This is a genomic window from Pseudorhizobium tarimense (assembly GCF_022968135.1).
GTDB lineage: Bacteria > Pseudomonadota > Alphaproteobacteria > Rhizobiales > Rhizobiaceae > Neorhizobium > Neorhizobium tarimense.
Genome location: NZ_JALJRA010000001.1, coordinates 274573 through 291209, shown reverse-complemented (window position 1 = coordinate 291209; position 16637 = coordinate 274573). Strand labels below are relative to the sequence as shown.

At 61.5% G+C, this 16637-nt stretch carries 18 protein-coding genes and 2 pseudogenes; 13 read left to right on the top strand and 7 right to left on the bottom strand.

Features of this window, described 5'->3' with window-relative positions:
• Nucleotides 1-64: 64 nt before the first annotated feature.
• Nucleotides 65-1216 carry a DnaJ C-terminal domain-containing protein gene (locus MUU54_RS01500; protein ID WP_247242232.1) on the bottom strand — a complete coding sequence of 384 codons (1152 nt, stop codon included), beginning with the start codon at nt 1214-1216 and terminating at the stop codon, nt 65-67.
• Between the two features lie 176 nt (nt 1217-1392).
• Nucleotides 1393-1803 (bottom strand): RT0821/Lpp0805 family surface protein, encoded by a 411-nt coding sequence (locus MUU54_RS01495; RefSeq protein ID WP_247242407.1) that lies wholly within the window; start codon nt 1801-1803, stop codon nt 1393-1395.
• A 104-nt stretch (nt 1804-1907) separates the two neighbouring features.
• Here MUU54_RS01495 and pdxH point away from each other — a divergent pair, with 104 nt between their 5' ends.
• The gene (gene pdxH, locus MUU54_RS01490; protein WP_247242231.1) at nt 1908-2528 is read left to right on the top strand and encodes a pyridoxamine 5'-phosphate oxidase; all 621 of its coding nucleotides are present in this window, start codon (nt 1908-1910) and stop codon (nt 2526-2528) included.
• Between the two features lie 4 nt (nt 2529-2532).
• Here the strand turns inward: pdxH and MUU54_RS01485 are convergent, their stop codons facing one another.
• On the bottom strand, nt 2533-3585 hold the full coding sequence (locus tag MUU54_RS01485) for a polysaccharide deacetylase family protein (protein WP_247242406.1): 1053 nt from the start codon (nt 3583-3585) through the stop codon (nt 2533-2535).
• A gap of 238 nt (nt 3586-3823) precedes the next feature.
• On the opposite strand from MUU54_RS01485, the pseudogene MUU54_RS01480 reads away from it, so the two are divergent.
• A pseudogene (locus tag MUU54_RS01480) lies at nt 3824-4165 on the top strand (nucleoside triphosphate pyrophosphohydrolase family protein).
• Here the strand turns inward: MUU54_RS01480 and MUU54_RS01475 are convergent.
• From MUU54_RS01475 to MUU54_RS01465, 3 genes and pseudogenes are all read right to left on the bottom strand, one after another.
• Nucleotides 4113-4550: pseudogene (locus MUU54_RS01475) on the bottom strand (bleomycin resistance protein). The pseudogenes MUU54_RS01480 and MUU54_RS01475 sit on opposite strands and share 53 nt — an antisense overlap.
• A 4-nt stretch (nt 4551-4554) precedes the next feature.
• Nucleotides 4555-5970, bottom strand: coding sequence for a metalloprotease TldD (gene tldD / locus MUU54_RS01470; RefSeq protein ID WP_247242230.1), 1416 nt, complete (start codon nt 5968-5970; stop codon nt 4555-4557).
• Between the two features lie 74 nt (nt 5971-6044).
• On the bottom strand, nt 6045-6623 hold the full coding sequence (locus MUU54_RS01465; protein ID WP_247242229.1) for an invasion associated locus B family protein: 579 nt from the start codon (nt 6621-6623) through the stop codon (nt 6045-6047).
• A gap of 307 nt (nt 6624-6930) precedes the next feature.
• Here MUU54_RS01465 and coxB point away from each other — a divergent pair, with 307 nt between their 5' ends.
• The 11 genes from coxB to MUU54_RS01410 all read left to right on the top strand — a co-directional run bounded on the left by coxB (nt 6931) and on the right by MUU54_RS01410 (nt 16098).
• Nucleotides 6931-7818, top strand: a complete 888-nt coding sequence (gene coxB, locus MUU54_RS01460; protein WP_247242228.1) for a cytochrome c oxidase subunit II — start codon at nt 6931-6933, stop codon at nt 7816-7818.
• Nucleotides 7819-7833: 15 nt separating this feature from the next.
• Nucleotides 7834-9528, top strand: a complete 1695-nt coding sequence (gene ctaD, locus MUU54_RS01455) for a cytochrome c oxidase subunit I (RefSeq protein WP_247242227.1) — start codon at nt 7834-7836, stop codon at nt 9526-9528.
• A gap of 62 nt (nt 9529-9590) precedes the next feature.
• A complete protein-coding gene (cyoE, locus tag MUU54_RS01450) occupies nt 9591-10547 on the top strand; it encodes a heme o synthase (protein ID WP_247242405.1) in 957 nt (318 codons plus the stop codon).
• Complete coding sequence (locus MUU54_RS01445) at nt 10547-10684, top strand: cytochrome c oxidase system small membrane protein (protein ID WP_494338232.1); 138 nt, start codon at nt 10547-10549, stop codon at nt 10682-10684. The genes cyoE and MUU54_RS01445 overlap by 1 nt, the downstream gene beginning before the upstream one ends.
• 10 nt (nt 10685-10694) lie before the next feature.
• Complete coding sequence (locus MUU54_RS01440; RefSeq protein WP_376742033.1) at nt 10695-11300, top strand: cytochrome c oxidase assembly protein; 606 nt, start codon at nt 10695-10697, stop codon at nt 11298-11300.
• A 51-nt stretch (nt 11301-11351) separates the two neighbouring features.
• Nucleotides 11352-12227 (top strand): cytochrome c oxidase subunit 3, encoded by an 876-nt coding sequence (locus MUU54_RS01435; protein ID WP_247242225.1) that lies wholly within the window; start codon nt 11352-11354, stop codon nt 12225-12227.
• A 69-nt stretch (nt 12228-12296) separates the two neighbouring features.
• Nucleotides 12297-13079 carry an SURF1 family protein gene (locus MUU54_RS01430; RefSeq protein ID WP_376742032.1) on the top strand — a complete coding sequence of 261 codons (783 nt, stop codon included), beginning with the start codon at nt 12297-12299 and terminating at the stop codon, nt 13077-13079.
• A gap of 74 nt (nt 13080-13153) precedes the next feature.
• On the top strand, nt 13154-14170 hold the full coding sequence (gene ispH / locus MUU54_RS01425; protein WP_247242224.1) for a 4-hydroxy-3-methylbut-2-enyl diphosphate reductase: 1017 nt from the start codon (nt 13154-13156) through the stop codon (nt 14168-14170).
• An 89-nt stretch (nt 14171-14259) separates the two neighbouring features.
• On the top strand, nt 14260-15237 hold the full coding sequence (locus tag MUU54_RS01420) for a homoserine kinase (protein ID WP_247242223.1): 978 nt from the start codon (nt 14260-14262) through the stop codon (nt 15235-15237).
• Nucleotides 15234-15674, top strand: coding sequence for a ribonuclease HI (rnhA, locus tag MUU54_RS01415; protein ID WP_247242222.1), 441 nt, complete (start codon nt 15234-15236; stop codon nt 15672-15674). The genes MUU54_RS01420 and rnhA overlap by 4 nt, the downstream gene beginning before the upstream one ends.
• 115 nt (nt 15675-15789) lie before the next feature.
• Nucleotides 15790-16098 carry a Dabb family protein gene (locus MUU54_RS01410; RefSeq protein ID WP_247242221.1) on the top strand — a complete coding sequence of 103 codons (309 nt, stop codon included), beginning with the start codon at nt 15790-15792 and terminating at the stop codon, nt 16096-16098.
• A gap of 50 nt (nt 16099-16148) precedes the next feature.
• On the opposite strand, the gene MUU54_RS01405 is transcribed toward MUU54_RS01410, so the two are convergent.
• Complete coding sequence (locus MUU54_RS01405) at nt 16149-16634, bottom strand: peroxiredoxin (RefSeq protein WP_247242220.1); 486 nt, start codon at nt 16632-16634, stop codon at nt 16149-16151.
• Between the last annotated feature and the right edge of the window lie 3 nt (nt 16635-16637).

Genomic DNA, 16637 nt, shown 5'->3' with positions numbered 1-16637 from the left:
CAAGTTAACGCAGATCATCTCATGTAAGGCGCGGTAACAATGGGTGCGTGATCGCGCAACCTGCCTAGATATACAGGCCTTCGCGCATGTGGCGCATCAGGTCGGTGATCTTCTCGTCCGGCTTCTCGTGCAGCAGAACGCGGATCTCGACGATGAGATTACCTCGTCCGCCGTTGTCGTCGTGGAGGCCAAGGCCCTCCAGGACGATGTTGCGGTCGGAACCAGACCAGGCAGGGACCGCCACGGTTCGCGGCCCTTCCGGCGTCTCGATCTCGCGTTCGGAACCAAGCACGGCGTCTTCCAACGAGATCGGCAGCACCGTGTGGAGATCAAAGCCGTCGACGCGGAAGCGGGTGTCCTTCTCGATCCTCAGCGTCACCAACAGGTCACCGCGCTGCATACCCTGCACCTTGAGACCCTGGCCCTTCATGCGGGCAACGTGACCGTCGGTCATGCCGGCTTCCAAAGGAAGACGCACCTCGCGGTCATCCGGGAGCTTGATCGCGACGAGGTTCAGCTTCAGCAGGTCCTCCAGCGTCGCCTTCGCCTCGACTGCGTGATCGGGCGCCTTCTCTGGCGGTGGTGCAACGCGGCGGATGCGGCGCATCAGCGAAGCAATGACCTCGACCGCCTGAACCGCCAGCGGTTGTGCCTCGGAGGCTTCCGGTTTGGCAGCCTCTTCGGCGTTCTCATGGATTGGGTCTGCGGCTTGGGCCGTTTGGCTTGTCTGAGCGTCTTGCGGCCCCGCAGACGCAGCCTTGCGATAGGCGGCGGATGCGCCACCAGCGGCACTTCTGCTCTCCTTGCCTTCCCCACCTGCAGCGGCGCCGAAGATCCTCTCGACCATGTCCTCGGCCGCTTCGCCGGCGCTGTTCGCCTGCGCCTGGGCGCGCTGGGCATTGGCGCGCGCCAGCTCCTCCATCACCTTCTCGGCATTGGCACGAGCCGCCTTCGCGCGCTCCGCGGCTTCCCTCGCCGCCTGGCGCTGCTGCAGGATAGTCTGATGCGCGTCGACGGCCCGGTCGTATCTCTTGCGGCGCTCCGGGTCCTTCAGCACCTCGTAGGCGCGGCCGATTTCGGCAAAGCGGCTGGAGGCGGCCGGATCGTCCTGGTTGTGGTCCGGATGAACAGACTTCGCTTTGGTCCGCCATGCCGACTTGATCTCGTCGGCATCGGCATTTCGCTGCACACCAAGAACAGAATAAGGATCGCGCATCGATGACCACCGGTTCCACTGAGCGAGGGCGCCAATCCGGGCCCGACATCCGCAACAACGCGGGCAGGACTCCGGCGGTTCCTCAACCGCGGCATCCACCCTTCAAGGGGAGGTTAGCAGCACAGTTCTGAATCAGTGGTTACGGGGACGGAGCGGCCCGCAGAACGGTTAAGTTTCTACTGCCGGTCGAAAGCCGTCAGCAACCAGTCGCCACTGCCGGTGAGGCAGGTCTGGCCGGAGAACATTGCAATACCGTCATAGGAATGCCGTGTGGTCTTGAAGTCACGGCAGACATGCCCGTCATTGCGGGCCTCTCGGATGGTCGAGACCACGCCGGCACTACCTGTCGCGGCATTGGCCCAAGGCAGCGGCGCTTCGCCGATCTTGGCAAGATCGGCCGAACTTACCGCATTGCGCACAGTCGCTTCATCCGAAAGACTGCTGGTGGAGGCGGCGACGGCAGGTACGGTGCCGGTTGCGATGGAGCGATCTACTTTGGCACTGCCGAGAAGATCAAGGCTGCTGGTGCAGGAGGCGGCACCGAGCGCGGTGGCCGCCAGAACGAGCAGATGCACAACCCGCGGCATCGCCCTATAAGAGCAGTTGTTCGGCTTTGCTATCGATGCCACCTTGCGTCCTGTTCGGGCGTGAGTCACGGGCAAATTCACCAGTCGGGAGCGTTTTAGTCAATATGTCTGAGATTGAGTTAACAAGCGGTGACTTTACCGAAGAGAGCGAACCCTTCACGCTCTTCGGCAAGTGGCTGAAGGATGCAGAGGCCTCCGAGATCAACGATCCGACTGCCGTTGCACTCGCGACCGTAGACGAGAACGGCCTGCCGAATGTCCGAATGGTGCTGCTCAAGGGCTATGACGAGGCGGGATTTGTCTTCTACACCAACTTTGAAAGCCAGAAGGGCAGGGAAATCCTGGCCCGGAAGAAGGCCGCCATGTGCTTCCACTGGAAGTCGCTGCGCCGCCAGGTCCGGCTCCGTGGCGAGGTCGAGGTCGTGACCGACGCGGAAGCCGACGCCTATTACGCAACCCGCCCGCGTGGCAGCCGCATCGGCGCCTGGGCATCTAAGCAGTCGCGCCCGCTCGAGGGGCGTTTTGCTCTGGAGAAGGCGGTTGCGGAATTCACCACCCGCTATGCCATCGGTGAAATCCCGCGGCCATCCCACTGGTCCGGCTTCCGCATCAAGCCGGTGTCGATCGAGTTCTGGCACGACAGGCCGTTCCGCCTGCACGACCGCATTGAGTTTCGCCGCGCCTCTCCGGAGGGAGAGTGGGAAAAGGTCCGGATGTATCCCTGATCGCTTAGCGCGACATCAGCGCAAACGGGATGCCGGAGGCAAGTGCCGAGACGTATTTCGGTCGCTGGAAGTAGCCGTTCAGCGAGATCCGCGGCAGGCCGGTCAGGTGATCCAGCGATCGCTCCGAAAGCGTTCCCGGCTGGGTCGTGACGGCGACGGAAAAGCCGAGATCTTTTGCAATCTCGACATCGCGCGCCGCAACGGCAGCGCGGGTGCCATAGGGAAAGGCGAAGGTCGACGGCCTTTCGCCAGTCAGTCGCTCCAGCCAGTCCGCCGACTGGCGCAGCTCTTCGCGCGCCTCCTGGGGCGAAAGCCGGCTGACAGCGCGGTGGCTGATCGTGTGGGCGCCGAGCGCGGCGAGAGGATGCTCGACCAGCCTCAGCAGATCGTCGCGCCCCATCACCAGCCGCGCCGTCAGCTCGAGAGGATCGACCCCATGCCGGCGCGCAAGTGTATCGATGGCAGCCACGGCTTCTGCCTCATCGCGCTCCGAGACGTAACGTGCAAACCTCTTGACGCAGTCTTGGATGCGCACCGACGTTGACAGGTCGATTGTCTCCGGTCCACTGCCGAAGTCGAACGTGAGCTCGCTCGCTGACGGCATGAACGCGCCAAGCGTTTCCCACCAAAGCGAGTAGGTGCGTTCGGCAAACCCGCGCGTGATGAAAACGGTGAAGGGGACTTTGTGGCGCTCGAAGACTGGAAGCGCGTATTCGGCATTGTTGTGGTAGCCGTCGTCGAGGGTAAAGGCAGCGAACGGCTTGGTATCGGAAGATGCCAGCCGCGCCGGCACGTCGTCGAGGCGCACGAACTCATAGCCATCGGAACGAAGCTGCACGATGGCGGCGTCGAGGAACTCCGGCGTCACCTCGAGATGGGCGTTCGGTTCGAAAAGTTGTGCGGCCGGACGGACATGATGCAGCGTAAAGATGGCACCGCGACCTCGGTGGCTGGAAAAAAAACCGGCATTCGACGCGAGATGGGCAGCGTTCAGCGCACCAGCAATGACGTTGCGCTTGCCGCCCCGGCGCCAGATGCCTTTCAATTCATGGTGCAAACTGATCAATGTCACGCCCTATAGTTTTAGCGGGCGCAAGGATAGATGCTGCAATCTTAAGTATTGTTGAAGAAGGAAAGTCAGTCTCTGCCACTCCGCCTGAAAGGCAGTCAAAGTCGGAAAAGGCGCCGCAAGAAATCTCTCAAGGATAGGGCTTGGAACCGTCGCCAATAAGGACGGTCAAATGGGCGTGGACGGGTGAATCATTGTCAGGTGGCAACACAAAGGGAGAACGAAGATGCTCTGCCGCCTGATGCAGGAGGTCGAGGCAGCCTCTCGCCGTTATGCCGAACCCAAGGTCTCACCCGGGATCTTGACTGGTACGTGCTGAAACTGCCACGAGGAAGTCGGTGAGTTGACCCAGGCTTGAAACGGGATCAGCCGTTGCGGCCGGACTGGGGAACGCACGTCCGACGCCCTCGCGCGCGAATTGGCGGATGAGGCTGCAGATGTCCTGGGCCACATCCTGCTCTTCGCCCGCGCCAGCGAGCTGGGCGTCGAAGCTGCGATCGAGCGCAAGTGGCGGTTCAGCCCGCAGACGCTTCCAAGGGACGCTCCCCAAGTTCCTCGAACGGCCTGACAAGATAGCCGTCCGGGTCCGCCACGACGAATTGCCGGTTGCCCACCTCTCGGTCGTCGCGCCGGTACTACTTCTCCTCCAAGGGCAGGTAGAACGAGACATTCGCAAGCTCCAAGCGCCGAAGGATTGCGCCAACGTCAGGCACTCTGAGCTGAAGGTTGAGCCCTCGACCAAAAGGTCGTTCAACGGGTGCGTCGGCGACGGTGAAGGTCCGGCCGACGCCGATCTGGTCGATCATCAGCTCGGCGCCGTCGAGAACAAGATAGGAGAAACCTTCTTCTGGTCTCTCGTAGCGCACGGAGAAGCCGATCAGGTCGCAGTAGAAGCTGCGGCTCCTCTGCCAGTCGGACACCGCAAGCTCGGGAACGAGGGCGTTGCCTGGCACGCGGTCAGGTCCGCGTGCCGCCGACCGTCATCTGGTCCATCCGCAGATGCGGCTGGCCGACGCCGACGGGAACCCACTGGCCGGCCTTGCCGCAATTGCCGATGCCGGTATCGAGCTTGGTGTCGTTGCCGACCATCGAGACACGCTTCATCGCGTCCGGCCCGTTGCCGATCAGCATGGCGCCCTTGATCGCCGGGCCGATCTTGCCGTCCTCAATCATGTAGGCCTCGGTGCAGCCGAAGACGAACTTGCCGGAGGTGATATCGACCTGGCCGCCGCCGAAGGAAACGGCATAGATGCCCTTCTTGACCGAGGTGATCATCTCTTCCGGCGTCTTGTCGCCTGATAGCATATAGGTATTGGTCATGCGCGGCATAGGCACGTGCGAATAGCCCTGGCGGCGGCCGTTGCCGGTCGGCGTCATGCCCATTAGCCGGGCATTCTGCCGGTCATGCATGTAGCCGACCAGCTTGCCGTTTTCGATCAGCACATTGTAACCGGAAGGCGTGCCTTCATCGTCAATCGTGATCGAACCGCGGCGACCATCGATCGTGCCGTCGTCCACGACGGTGACGCCGGGCGCGGCAACCATCTCGCCGAGGAGCCCGGCAAAGGCCGAGGTCTTCTTGCGGTTGAAGTCGCCTTCCAGCCCGTGGCCGACGGCTTCGTGCAGCATGACACCCGGCCAACCATTGCCGAGCACGATGTCCATGGTGCCGGCCGGCGCATCGATCGCCTCCAGGTTCACCAGCGCCTGCCGCAGAGCCTCGTCTGCGCCAGACTGCCAGTTTCCGGACACCACGAAGTCGCCGAAGCCCATGCGCCCGCCGGTGCCGAAGGAGCCGGATTCCTGCCGGTCACCTTCGCCGACGACAACCGAGATGTTGACCCGTGTCATCGGACGGATGTCCTGCATGCGGTGCCCGTCGGCGCGCAGGATATCAACGACTTGCCAGCTTGCCGAAGCCGTGGCCGTCACCTGCCGCACCTTCGGATCCTTGCTCCGCAGATAGGCGTCGATCTCCGTCAGCAGCTTGACCTTTTCCTCGAAGCTGGGCTGCCCGATCGGGTTGTCGTCACCGTAATACTTCGTGTTCGTCCGCTGGGGGGCGGCTGCATAGGAGCCGGAATAGCCGGCTGTCACGGCACGAACAGCATCGGCGGCACGCTCCAGTGCTGCGGCCGAAAGCTCGCCGGCATGCGCGTACCCGACAGCCTCGCCGGCGACGGAGCGTAGTCCAAAGCCTTGGTCCGTATTGAAGCTTCCGCCCTTCAATCGGCCGTTATCGAACGTCAGCGATTCCGCCTGTGCATGTTCGACGAAGAGTTCGCCGTCGTCGGCGCCCGCAAGCGTCTCGGCGAGGATCCGGCGCAGGCGCGCCTCGTCGCAGTCGAACAGGCTCAGAAGGTCGGTATTCATGAAAGGCTCCTTCGCTCCTTGGGCATTCAAGAGCGTTTCGACCGATGTAGGTCCCGTGTCGAGCCGAAGCAAGGTTAGGGGAGGGCGTCGTATCCGGCGGCAAAGCCATTGAGCTCGATTGGAATGCCGACGCGATCCTGATCAACCGATTCTCGAAGTGCAAAGACGGCGTTCTTGCCGGCCCTCAGAATCCGCATCAACTCGTCGTCAATTTCCACCTCGACATAGCAACCTTCCGAGAAGCAGCGGGTGAAATAGGCGCGGCCGATATTGTTGTTGTCGACATAGAGCTCCATGCCGTCCTTCAGCAACACGCCGAGCGGGGCGAGGATGCGCAGGATCTTTGCCTTGCGGTCCGCCGTCTTCAGAACGACGACGGAGAGCCCGACTTCCGGACGATCTTCGGCGATCACGTTCTGCATCAGCGCGCACTGTTCGGTGGAGGCGCCGGCGGGGCGGTCGCAGATGATCGACCATGCGCCATGGTTCTCGCGAACGGTTCCGGGCTGCTGTTGCGGCGCGCTCGGCTGCGGCGCCCGTTCCTGCGTCGGCGCTTGCGGAGCCGGAACGGCACTCTGCTGAGCCCGCGCAGGAAGCGACGAGCCGGCAAGGGCGACGGCAAGGCAAGCGGCGATGATTGAGGAACGACCCATGGAACCCCCTAATGGCGAATCGGTGCGGCTATTCTTGGCGCCCAAGGCTTCAAATGAAAAGCCCCGTCCTCTTTCCAATGGAGTGAGGCGAAAATGGGACCCGGGGGCAAGACACCGAGTGACGGAAGGGCGCAAAACTTGCTAAAATGCGCTCTGTCACGGGCGTTTGACGACGCGCAAAAATGCCGCACTGGCTTTTCCCGGCAGATATTGCGGCAGCCGGCAAACTGTGATTGAAGCAGACCATCTAGCCTGGATTCTGCGTTTCGATTTGATCGAAATCAAACGCCTGAGGAGAATAGTTGTGATGAACAGAGCTTTTGCGGTGATGACGGCGCTCATCTGTCTGCTCTTTGCCTCTGCCGGTTTTGCTGATCAGCCGACACCGTGGCAGGTGGACATGCAGGTGCCGGCCACCCCGATCATGCAGGAAATCAAGTGGTTCAATAACTACACCCTGTGGTTCATTGTCCCGATCACCTTCCTGGTGCTCATCCTGATCGTTGCGGTCGTCATGAAGTTCCGCGCAAGCGCCAATCCGGTGCCGTCGCGCACCAGCCACAACACGATGATCGAGATCATCTGGACGATTGGGCCTGTGCTCGTTCTCTTCTTCATTGCTATTCCCTCCTTCAATCTTCTGAATGCCCAGTTGACGATCCCGACCAATCCGGACCTGACGGTGAAGGCGACGGCGACGCAATGGCTGTGGAGCTACGAGTATGAAGGTGGCGAAGACCCGCTCTCCTTCGACTCCTACATGCTGAAGGATGAAGACCGCGCTGAAATCGGCAAGGAAGATCTGGCTGCCTACCCGCGCCTCTTAGCCGTCGACAACGAACTGGTCGTGCCGGTCAACAAGACGGTCCGCCTTCTCGTGACGGCAGCGCCGACGGATGTCATTCACGCATTCGCAATGCCGGCCTTTGGTCTGAAGATCGACGCCGTCCCGGGTCGTCTGAATGAAACCTGGTTCCGCGCCGAGAAGGAAGGCATGTATTACGGTCAGTGCTCCGAGCTTTGCGGCAAGGATCATGCCTTCATGCCGATCGCGATCCGCGTCGTTTCGGATGAACAATACGCTGCCTGGTCGACCGCTGCCCGAGAAGATCTCGCCGGTGCGAACCGTGCCCTGATGGCTTCGGCCGATCAGTCGGCTGATGCCGTCCGCGTCGCCGCGACCGAAAACAAGTAACGAGGAGTGAGGACAATGGCTGGACCTACCGCTCATGACGACCACGCACACGCCCGCGCTGCCTCGCACGACGACGCGCATGGACATCACGACCACAAGCCGGGCTTCTTCGCCCGCTGGTTTCTGTCGACCAACCACAAGGACATCGGCACGCTCTACCTGATCTTCGCGATCATGGCGGGTATCGTCGGCGGCCTTCTGTCCGTGTTCATGCGCATGGAGCTGCAGGAGCCTGGCATCCAGATCTTCCATGGTCTGGCCTCCATGGTCTACGGCTTCGAAGGCGAAGCTGCCATCGATGGCGGCAAGCACATGTACAATGTCTTCACCACGGCGCACGCGCTGGTCATGATCTTCTTCATGGTCATGCCGGCCCTGATCGGCGGTTTTGCCAACTGGATGATCCCGATCATGATCGGTGCTCCGGACATGGCCTTCCCGCGCCTGAACAACATCTCGTTCTGGCTGCTGCCGCCGTCCTTCCTGCTGCTCATGCTGTCGCTCTTCGTCGAAGGTCCGGCAGGCGCTTATGGCGCAGGCGGTGGCTGGACGCTGTATCCTCCGCTTTCGACGGCAGGCCATCCCGGCCCGGCGATCGATCTGGCAATCTTTGCGCTGCACGTTTCGGGTGCCTCTTCGATCCTTGGTGCGATCAACTTCATCACCACGATCCTCAACATGCGCGCGCCGGGTATGACCATCCACAAGATGCCGCTCTTCGCCTGGTCCGTTCTCGTCACAGCCTTCCTGCTGCTGCTTTCGCTGCCGGTTTTGGCGGGCGGCATCACCATGCTGCTGACCGACCGCAACTTCGGCACGACCTTCTTTGCGCCGGAAGGCGGCGGTGACCCGATCCTTTACCAGCACCTCTTCTGGTTCTTCGGTCACCCGGAAGTCTACATCCTGATCCTGCCGGGCTTCGGCATCATCAGCCACATCATCTCGACCTTCTCGCGCAAGCCTGTCTTCGGTTATCTCGGCATGGCTTACGCAATGGTCGCAATCGGCGCTGTCGGCTTCATCGTGTGGGCGCACCACATGTATACGGTCGGCCTCTCACTTGATGCCCAGCGCTACTTTGTCTTCGCCACCATGGTGATCGCGGTTCCGACGGGCATCAAGATCTTCTCGTGGATTGCGACGATGTGGGGCGGCTCACTGAGCTTCCGCACGCCGATGATCTGGGCGATCGGGTTCATCTTCCTCTTCACCGTCGGCGGCGTCACGGGCGTCCAGCTCGCTAATGCCGGCCTCGACCGTTCGCTGCACGACACCTACTACGTGGTTGCCCACTTCCACTACGTTTTGTCGCTCGGCGCCGTCTTCGCCATCTTCGCAGCCTGGTACTACTGGTTCCCGAAGATGAGCGGCTACATGTATTCCGAAGCGCTCGGGAACTTGCACTTCTGGGTGATGTTCATCGGTGTGAACCTCGTGTTCTTCCCGCAGCACTTCCTGGGTCTCGCCGGTATGCCACGTCGATACATTGATTACCCGGACGCCTATGTCGGCTGGAACTACGTGTCCTCGATCGGCTCCTACATCTCCTTCTTCGGCGTCATCATCTTCCTGTTCATGATCTGGGAAGCCTTCGCCAAGAAGCGGATCGCCGGCGACAATCCCTGGGGTGAGGGCGCAAGCACACTCGAGTGGCAGCTGTCTTCGCCTCCGCCGTTCCACCAGTGGGAACAGCTTCCGAAGATCCGCTGATCGACAAGCAAAGAACAGGGCACCGCAGCGCGGTGCCCTGACCAGTAAGACAGGACGGCATGATGACGGTAATCGACAATCACGAGACAGCTGGGATCGACGGAGGCTTCAGCCTTTCCGAAGCGGGCGCTCGCGATTTCTTCGAGCTTCTGAAGCCCCGCGTCATGTCGCTTGTGGTGTTCACGGCAGTCGTCGGGCTGCTGCTGGCACCGGGCGAGATCAACCCCATCCTCGGGCTGATCTCCATCCTCTGCATTGCCGTTGGCGCAGGCGCCTCCGGTGCACTCAATATGTGGTATGATGCCGACATCGACGCCGTTATGTCGCGCACCGCCAAGCGTCCCATTCCGACCGGACGGATCGAGCCGCGCGAGGCACTCGCCTTCGGTCTGACGCTCTCCGTCTTCTCCGTCACCATCCTCGGTCTGGCGGTCAACTGGTTCGCAGCGTGCCTGCTGGCCTTCACCATCTTCTTCTACGCCGTTGTCTACACGATGTGGCTGAAGCGCTCGACGCCACAAAACATCGTCATCGGCGGAGCTTCCGGAGCCTTCCCCCCGATGCTCGGCTGGGCCTGCGTTACGGGTGGCGTCTCCATCGACAGCGTGCTGCTGTTCCTGATCATCTTCCTCTGGACGCCTGCTCACTTCTGGGCGCTCGCCCTCTTCAAGATGCGCGACTACGGTTCCGTCGGCATTCCGATGATGCCGAACGTCGCGGGCGAGCGGTCGACCAAGAACCAGATCGTCGTCTATTCGGCTCTCACCGCTGCAACTGCCGTGGCTCCCTATTTCACCGGTCTTGCCGGGATCGGCTACGGCATCTTCGCTGCTTTGCTCAGTGCCATCTTCATCTACTGTTCCATCGCCGTTTGGCGCATGCCAGATGGCGACGAGAAGATGATCGCGGCCAAGAAGATGTTCGGCTATTCGATCTTCTATCTTTTCGCGATCTTCTCCGCCTTGATGGCGGATCATTTCGCCGCAGGCTTCGGCGCCCTTGTCGGAGGCCTGCTGTGATCGAAACGGTGAAGGTGACAGACAAGCAGAAGAAGTCGCGGCGCAACCGCAACATCGCGCTCGGCCTGGTCCTGGCGGCGCTCGTTGCGCTCTTCTACGTCATCACGCTGGTCAAGATCGGCGGGTGGGGGAACTGAGGACATCGTCATGGCAGAAGCAGTGAAGCAACAGCAGAGCAAAAGGCTTGGCAACGGCGCCATCATGGCCCTGTGCTTCGTGTTTGCCGGCGGCATGGTCGGGATGGCCTATGCAGCGGTTCCGCTTTACCGCATCTTCTGCCAGGTGACGGGCTATAACGGCACGACGCAGCGTACGGAGCAGTATTCCGAGACGATCCTCGAGCGCACCATGCCGGTCAGTTTCGACGCTAATACTTCGACCGGGCTGAACTGGGAGTTCAAGCCGGCCAAGCCGATTGCGCCGAAGATTGGCGAGACGGTTCAGGTGAACTTCACCGCCACGAATCGCTCCAGCACGGCAGCCACGGGCACGGCTGTCTTTAACGTCACGCCGATGGAGGCGGGGGCCTACTTCAACAAGGTGCAGTGCTTCTGCTTCACCGAAACGACGCTTCAGCCTGGTGAGACGCTGGAAATGCCGGTGGTGTTCTTCATCGACCCGGAGATCACCAAGGCTGAAGAGACCAAGAACATCAAGACGATCACGCTGTCCTACACATTCTACCCGACGCAGCCGTCAAAGCCGGTTGCAGCGGTGCAGGAAAAGGGTAAGGCAGCCAAAGGGCAACTTTGAGAGGATTCTGCCGGGCAGCCGGCGGAGAAGCATTGATCCGGGGATTCTGACATGGCCGACGCGCATCAGAAAAATCACGACTACCACATCATCGATCCGAGCCCTTGGCCGCTGTTGGCGTCCATCGGTGCGTTCGTCATCACCTTCGGTGGCATCGGATACATGCGCTACCTGAATGGCGGCCAGTTCAACCTGTTCGGCATGAACCTTGCCAATCCGTGGCTGTTCTATCTCGGCCTCGCGATCATCGTGTACGTAATGATCGGCTGGTGGAGCGACACCATCAAGGAAGGCCGCGAGGGCAACCATACCCGCGTCGTGTCGCTGCATCTGCGCTACGGCATGATCATGTTCATTGCTTCGGAAGTGATGTTCTTCGTGGCGTGGTTCTGGGCCTTCTTCGATGCCAGCCTGTACGCCAATGAAGCCATTCAGGCGACCCGCGTCGAAGCTCTCGGCGGCCAGTGGCCGCCGGCAGGCATCGAGGTTCTCGATCCCTGGCACCTGCCGATCTACAACACGGTCATCCTGCTGCTCTCGGGCACCTGCGTCACCTGGGCGCACCACGCACTGCTGCACAATGATCGCAAGGGCCTCGTCACCGGTCTTGCACTGACGGTTGCCCTCGGCATCCTGTTCTCCTGCGTCCAGGCCTACGAGTATGCGACCGCGCCTTTCGCGTTCTCCAACTCGATCTACGGCGCGACCTTCTTCATGGCGACCGGCTTCCACGGCTTCCACGTCTTGATCGGCACCATCTTCTTGGCTGTCTGCCTGATCCGTGCCATGCGCGGCGGTTTTACCCCGGAGAGGCACTTTGGCTTTGAGGCGGCGGCCTGGTACTGGCACTTCGTCGACGTTGTCTGGCTCTTCCTCTTCTTCGCCATCTACATCTGGGGCGGCTGGGGCGCACCGCTCGCCCATTGATCGGGCGAAGCTTAATGACCAAATTGAGGGAGGGCGGCGAAAGCCGCCCTTCTGCATTAGAGAGTAAGCATGACCAACAAGACCGAAGCCTTGGGTGAGGGCTACAATGCGCCTCCCATGAGTCGAACAAGGGTGATTGTGACCGCCGTCGCTGTCGTCGCTGCGATGGCGATTCTGCTTTCGCTCGGCACCTGGCAGGTACAGCGCCTGCACTGGAAGGAGCAACTGTTGGCCGACATGGCCGAGCGGCAGCACGGCGAGCCCGTCGATGCCGTCGCCATCGCGGCCATGGTGGCGCGCGGGGATGATATCGAGTACCGACGGGTGCAGGTGACCGGTACCTTCGATCATCAGCGCGAGCGGCACTTCTTCGCCACCCATGAGGGCCGTACCGGCTTCTATGTCTACACCCCGGTGACCTTGGAAGATGGGGGCGTCCTTTTCGTCAACCGCGGCTTTATCCCCTACGAGATGAAGGATCCCGCCCTCCGCGTGCAGGGGCAGGTCGAGGGCAAGGTCACGCTCACCGGCTATGCCCGTTCCAGGCTGGATGGGAAGCCTTCGGCAATCGTACCGGACAACGACCCCGCGAAGAACATCTTTTACTGGAAGGATCTCGATGCAATGACGGAAACGGCGAGCCTGGGCGGCGGCCGCGTCCTGCCGTTCTTCATGGACGTCGACGCTTCGCAGACCAATCCCGGCGGCTGGCCGCAGGGCGGGGTGACGCAGTTCGCGCTCCCCAACAACCACCTGCAATATGCCGTCACATGGTACGGCTTGGCAGGAGCCCTGGTCGTGGTCGTGATCGGCGTCTTGTGGCGCCGCCGACCCGGCGATCGGCCGCAATAGCAAACTTTTCCTTGGCGGGCGCGAGTGGGCTCGCCTATATGGACGGCATCTGCCACCGACCAGCAGCGGAACGCATGAACATCCACCTAGACAACACAGCCGAGAAGCCGCCGCTCACGATCCGCCTTTGCGGGCCGCGCGGTTTCTGTGCAGGCGTCGATCGCGCGATCCAGATCGTGGTTCTGGCACTGAAGGCCTATGGCGCACCAGTCTATGTTCGCCATGAGATCGTGCACAACCGCTACGTCGTCGAAGGTCTGGAAGCCAAGGGTGCCGTCTTCGTCGAGGAGCTGAACGAAATTCCGGCTGAGCACCGGGAGCAGCCGGTGGTCTTCTCCGCCCACGGCGTGCCGAAGTCCGTTCCCGAAGATGCACAGGCGCGTAATCTCTTCTATCTGGACGCCACGTGCCCGCTGGTCTCCAAGGTGCACAAGCAGGCGATGCGCCATCAGCGCCTCGGTCGCCACGTCATCCTGATCGGCCATGCCGGTCATCCGGAGGTGATAGGCACGATGGGTCAGCTTCCGGAAGGGACGGTATCGCTCGTCGAGACGGTGGAGGATGCCGAGGTCTATGCGCCGGCGGATCCGGACAACCTTGGATTCGTGACCCAGACGACGCTCTCAGTCGACGACACCGCAGGCGTCATCGTGAAGCTGCAGGAGCGCTTCCCGAACCTGCAGGCACCCGCAGCCGATTCCATCTGCTACGCCACCACCAACCGGCAGGATGCGGTGAAGGAGGCGGCCCCCGGCTGCGACCTTTTCATCGTCGTTGGTGCACCGAACTCCTCGAATTCCAAGCGGCTGGTCGAAGTGGCGTTGCGGGCGGGCGCCCAGCGGTCGCTGCTCGTGCAGCGTGCCTCCGAGCTCGACTGGGAGTCCATCAGCCCCATCTCGACCCTCGGAATCTCCGCAGGCGCATCTGCGCCGGAGGTGATTGTTGAGGAGATCATCGAAGCCTTCCGCTCGCGCTACGACGCTAAGGTCGAGCTTGCGATCACGGCGGAGGAGACGGAAAACTTCCTGGTGAACCGAGAGCTCCGCGGCGTGCCGCTCACACGCGAAGACATGGCATTCGTCAACGGGTGACGATTCCATTTCCAATAGGTTAGAAGATCGTTGATTCCCGTGCCACAGATGTGGACGCGGGACGCCCACCCGAGACGCCGAGATACGCCGTGGCCGTTTACACCGACATCACCGAAAACGACCTGAGAGCCTTCCTCACGCACTACGATGTCGGCGAGCTCACCTCCTATAAAGGGATCGCGGAAGGCGTGGAGAATTCCAACTTCCTGCTGCACACCACGCAGGATCCGCTGATCCTCACTCTCTACGAGAAGCGGGTCGACAAGGCGGACCTGCCGTTCTTTCTGGGGCTGATGCAGCATCTTAGAGCGCGCGGCCTTTCCTGCCCGCTGCCCTTGCCGCGTCGCGACGGGCAGTTGCTCGGGGAGCTCTCGGGGCGTCCCGCCGCTCTCATCTCCTTCCTGGAAGGGATGTGGCTTCGCAAGCCGGAGGCGAGGCACTGCCGGGAAGTGGGGGTGGCGCTTGCGAAGATGCATCTCGGCAGCGAAGGCTTCTCGCTGAAGCGGCCGAACGCCTTGTCGGTCGAAGGCTGGCGCAACCTTTGGGGCAAGTCTCGCGATCGGGCAGACGAGGTCGAGGCTGGCCTGCAGGAGGAGGTCTCCGCAGAGCTCGCCTATCTGGAACAGCATTGGCCGGCGGATCTTCCGGCCGGCGTCATCCACGCCGACCTCTTCCAGGACAATGTCTTCTTCCTCGGTGACGAGCTTTCGGGCCTGATCGACTTCTATTTCGCCTGCAACGACTTTTACGCCTATGATGTGGCGATCTGCCTGAATGCCTGGTGCTTCGAGAAGGACGGCTCCTACAACCTGACGAAGGGCATGGCGCTTCTGGAAGGTTATGGCAGTGTGCGGCCGCTGTCGGCGGCCGAGAGGGAGGCTCTCCCGGTGCTGGCGCGCGGCTCTGCCCTGCGCTTCTTCCTGACCCGCCTCTACGACTGGCTGACGACGCCGGCGGGCGCTCTGGTGGTGAAGAAGGATCCGCTCGAATATCTGAGGAAGCTGCGCTTCCATCGCGCGATCGAGACGAGCATCGAATACGGACTTGCAGCGGAGCCTCGCCAATGAAGCACGTCGATATCTTCACCGATGGGGCATGCTCCGGAAATCCCGGTCCTGGTGGCTGGGGTGCGATCCTCCGCTATGGCGAGATCGAGAAGGAAATGTTCGGCGGGGAGCCGCAGACAACCAACAACCGCATGGAGCTTATGGCGGCGATCCAGGCGCTGAATGCGCTGACAGCAGCCTGCGAGGTCGACCTCTACACCGACAGCGCCTACGTCAAGGACGGTATCTCCAAGTGGATCTTCGGCTGGAAGAAGAACGGCTGGAAAACCGCCGACAAGAAGCCGGTAAAGAATGCAGAGCTCTGGCAGCAGCTGGAAGAGGCGCGCAACAAGCACAAGGTCACGCTGCACTGGATTAAGGGGCATGCGGGGCATCCGGAGAACGAGCGAGCCGATGAGCTGGCGCGGCTCGGGATGGCCCCGTTCAAGAAGCGGTAGGCCCGCAATTCGATTCGCTCCGCGCTTTTTGGCGCAACATGCAGCGGCGCTTCTATCCGGTTGTTCTTTTGTATTTTGTTCTTATGGTCCATGCGGGTTCAAGCGGAGGTGCGGTATGATCCAGCATTGTGTGTTTCTGAGGTTCAAGTCTGCGCTGCAGTCGGCCGACAAGCAGGCGATCTACGACGCGATCGCAGCCCTGATGTCGGTGGTGCCGGGCATGCTGGAGGTCAAGTCTGGTCCTAACGTCTCGCCCGAAGGATTGAACGGCGGCTTCAAGGACGGCTTTATCGTAACCTTCGAGAATGCCGAGGCGCGCGACGCCTATCTTATCCATCCCGATCATGTGGCGGTGGGAGACCGCATCGTCGCATCGACCGACGGTGGGCTTGCCGGCCTCCTGGTGTTCGACATGGAGACCTGAACGCAAAAGGAGCCCCGAGAGGCTCCTTTTTTCTTGTCGGCGGAGGCTGGTCAGAGCTGCTCGATGATCCTCGCAGCGCTCGAAACGGCGGCCTGGCCTGGGCTGTCTTCGATATTCAGCGTCTTCACGACGCCATCATCTACGAGCATCGAATAACGCTTGGACCGAACGCCGAGGCCACCGGCCGAGAGGTCAATCTCAAGCCCAAGCGCCTTTGTGAAGGCGCCGTCCCAGTCGGACAGGAAGTGGATCTTGCCCATGCCGCCGGAGGACTGCGCCCAGGCTCCCATCACATGCCAATCGTTGACGGCGACAACAGCGATATCGTCCACACCGCGTGACAGGATCGCGTCGCGGTTCTCCAGGAAGCCCGGCAGGTGGTTCAGCGAGCAGGTGGGAGTGAAGGCACCCGGAACCGCGAAGAGGACGACGCGCTTGCCCTTGAAGAGTTCGTCGGTGGAGATTTCTACCGGACCGTCTGCGGTCTTTTCCTTGAAGGTAGCGGCGGGAAGCTTGTCTCCGATAGCGATGGTCATGGC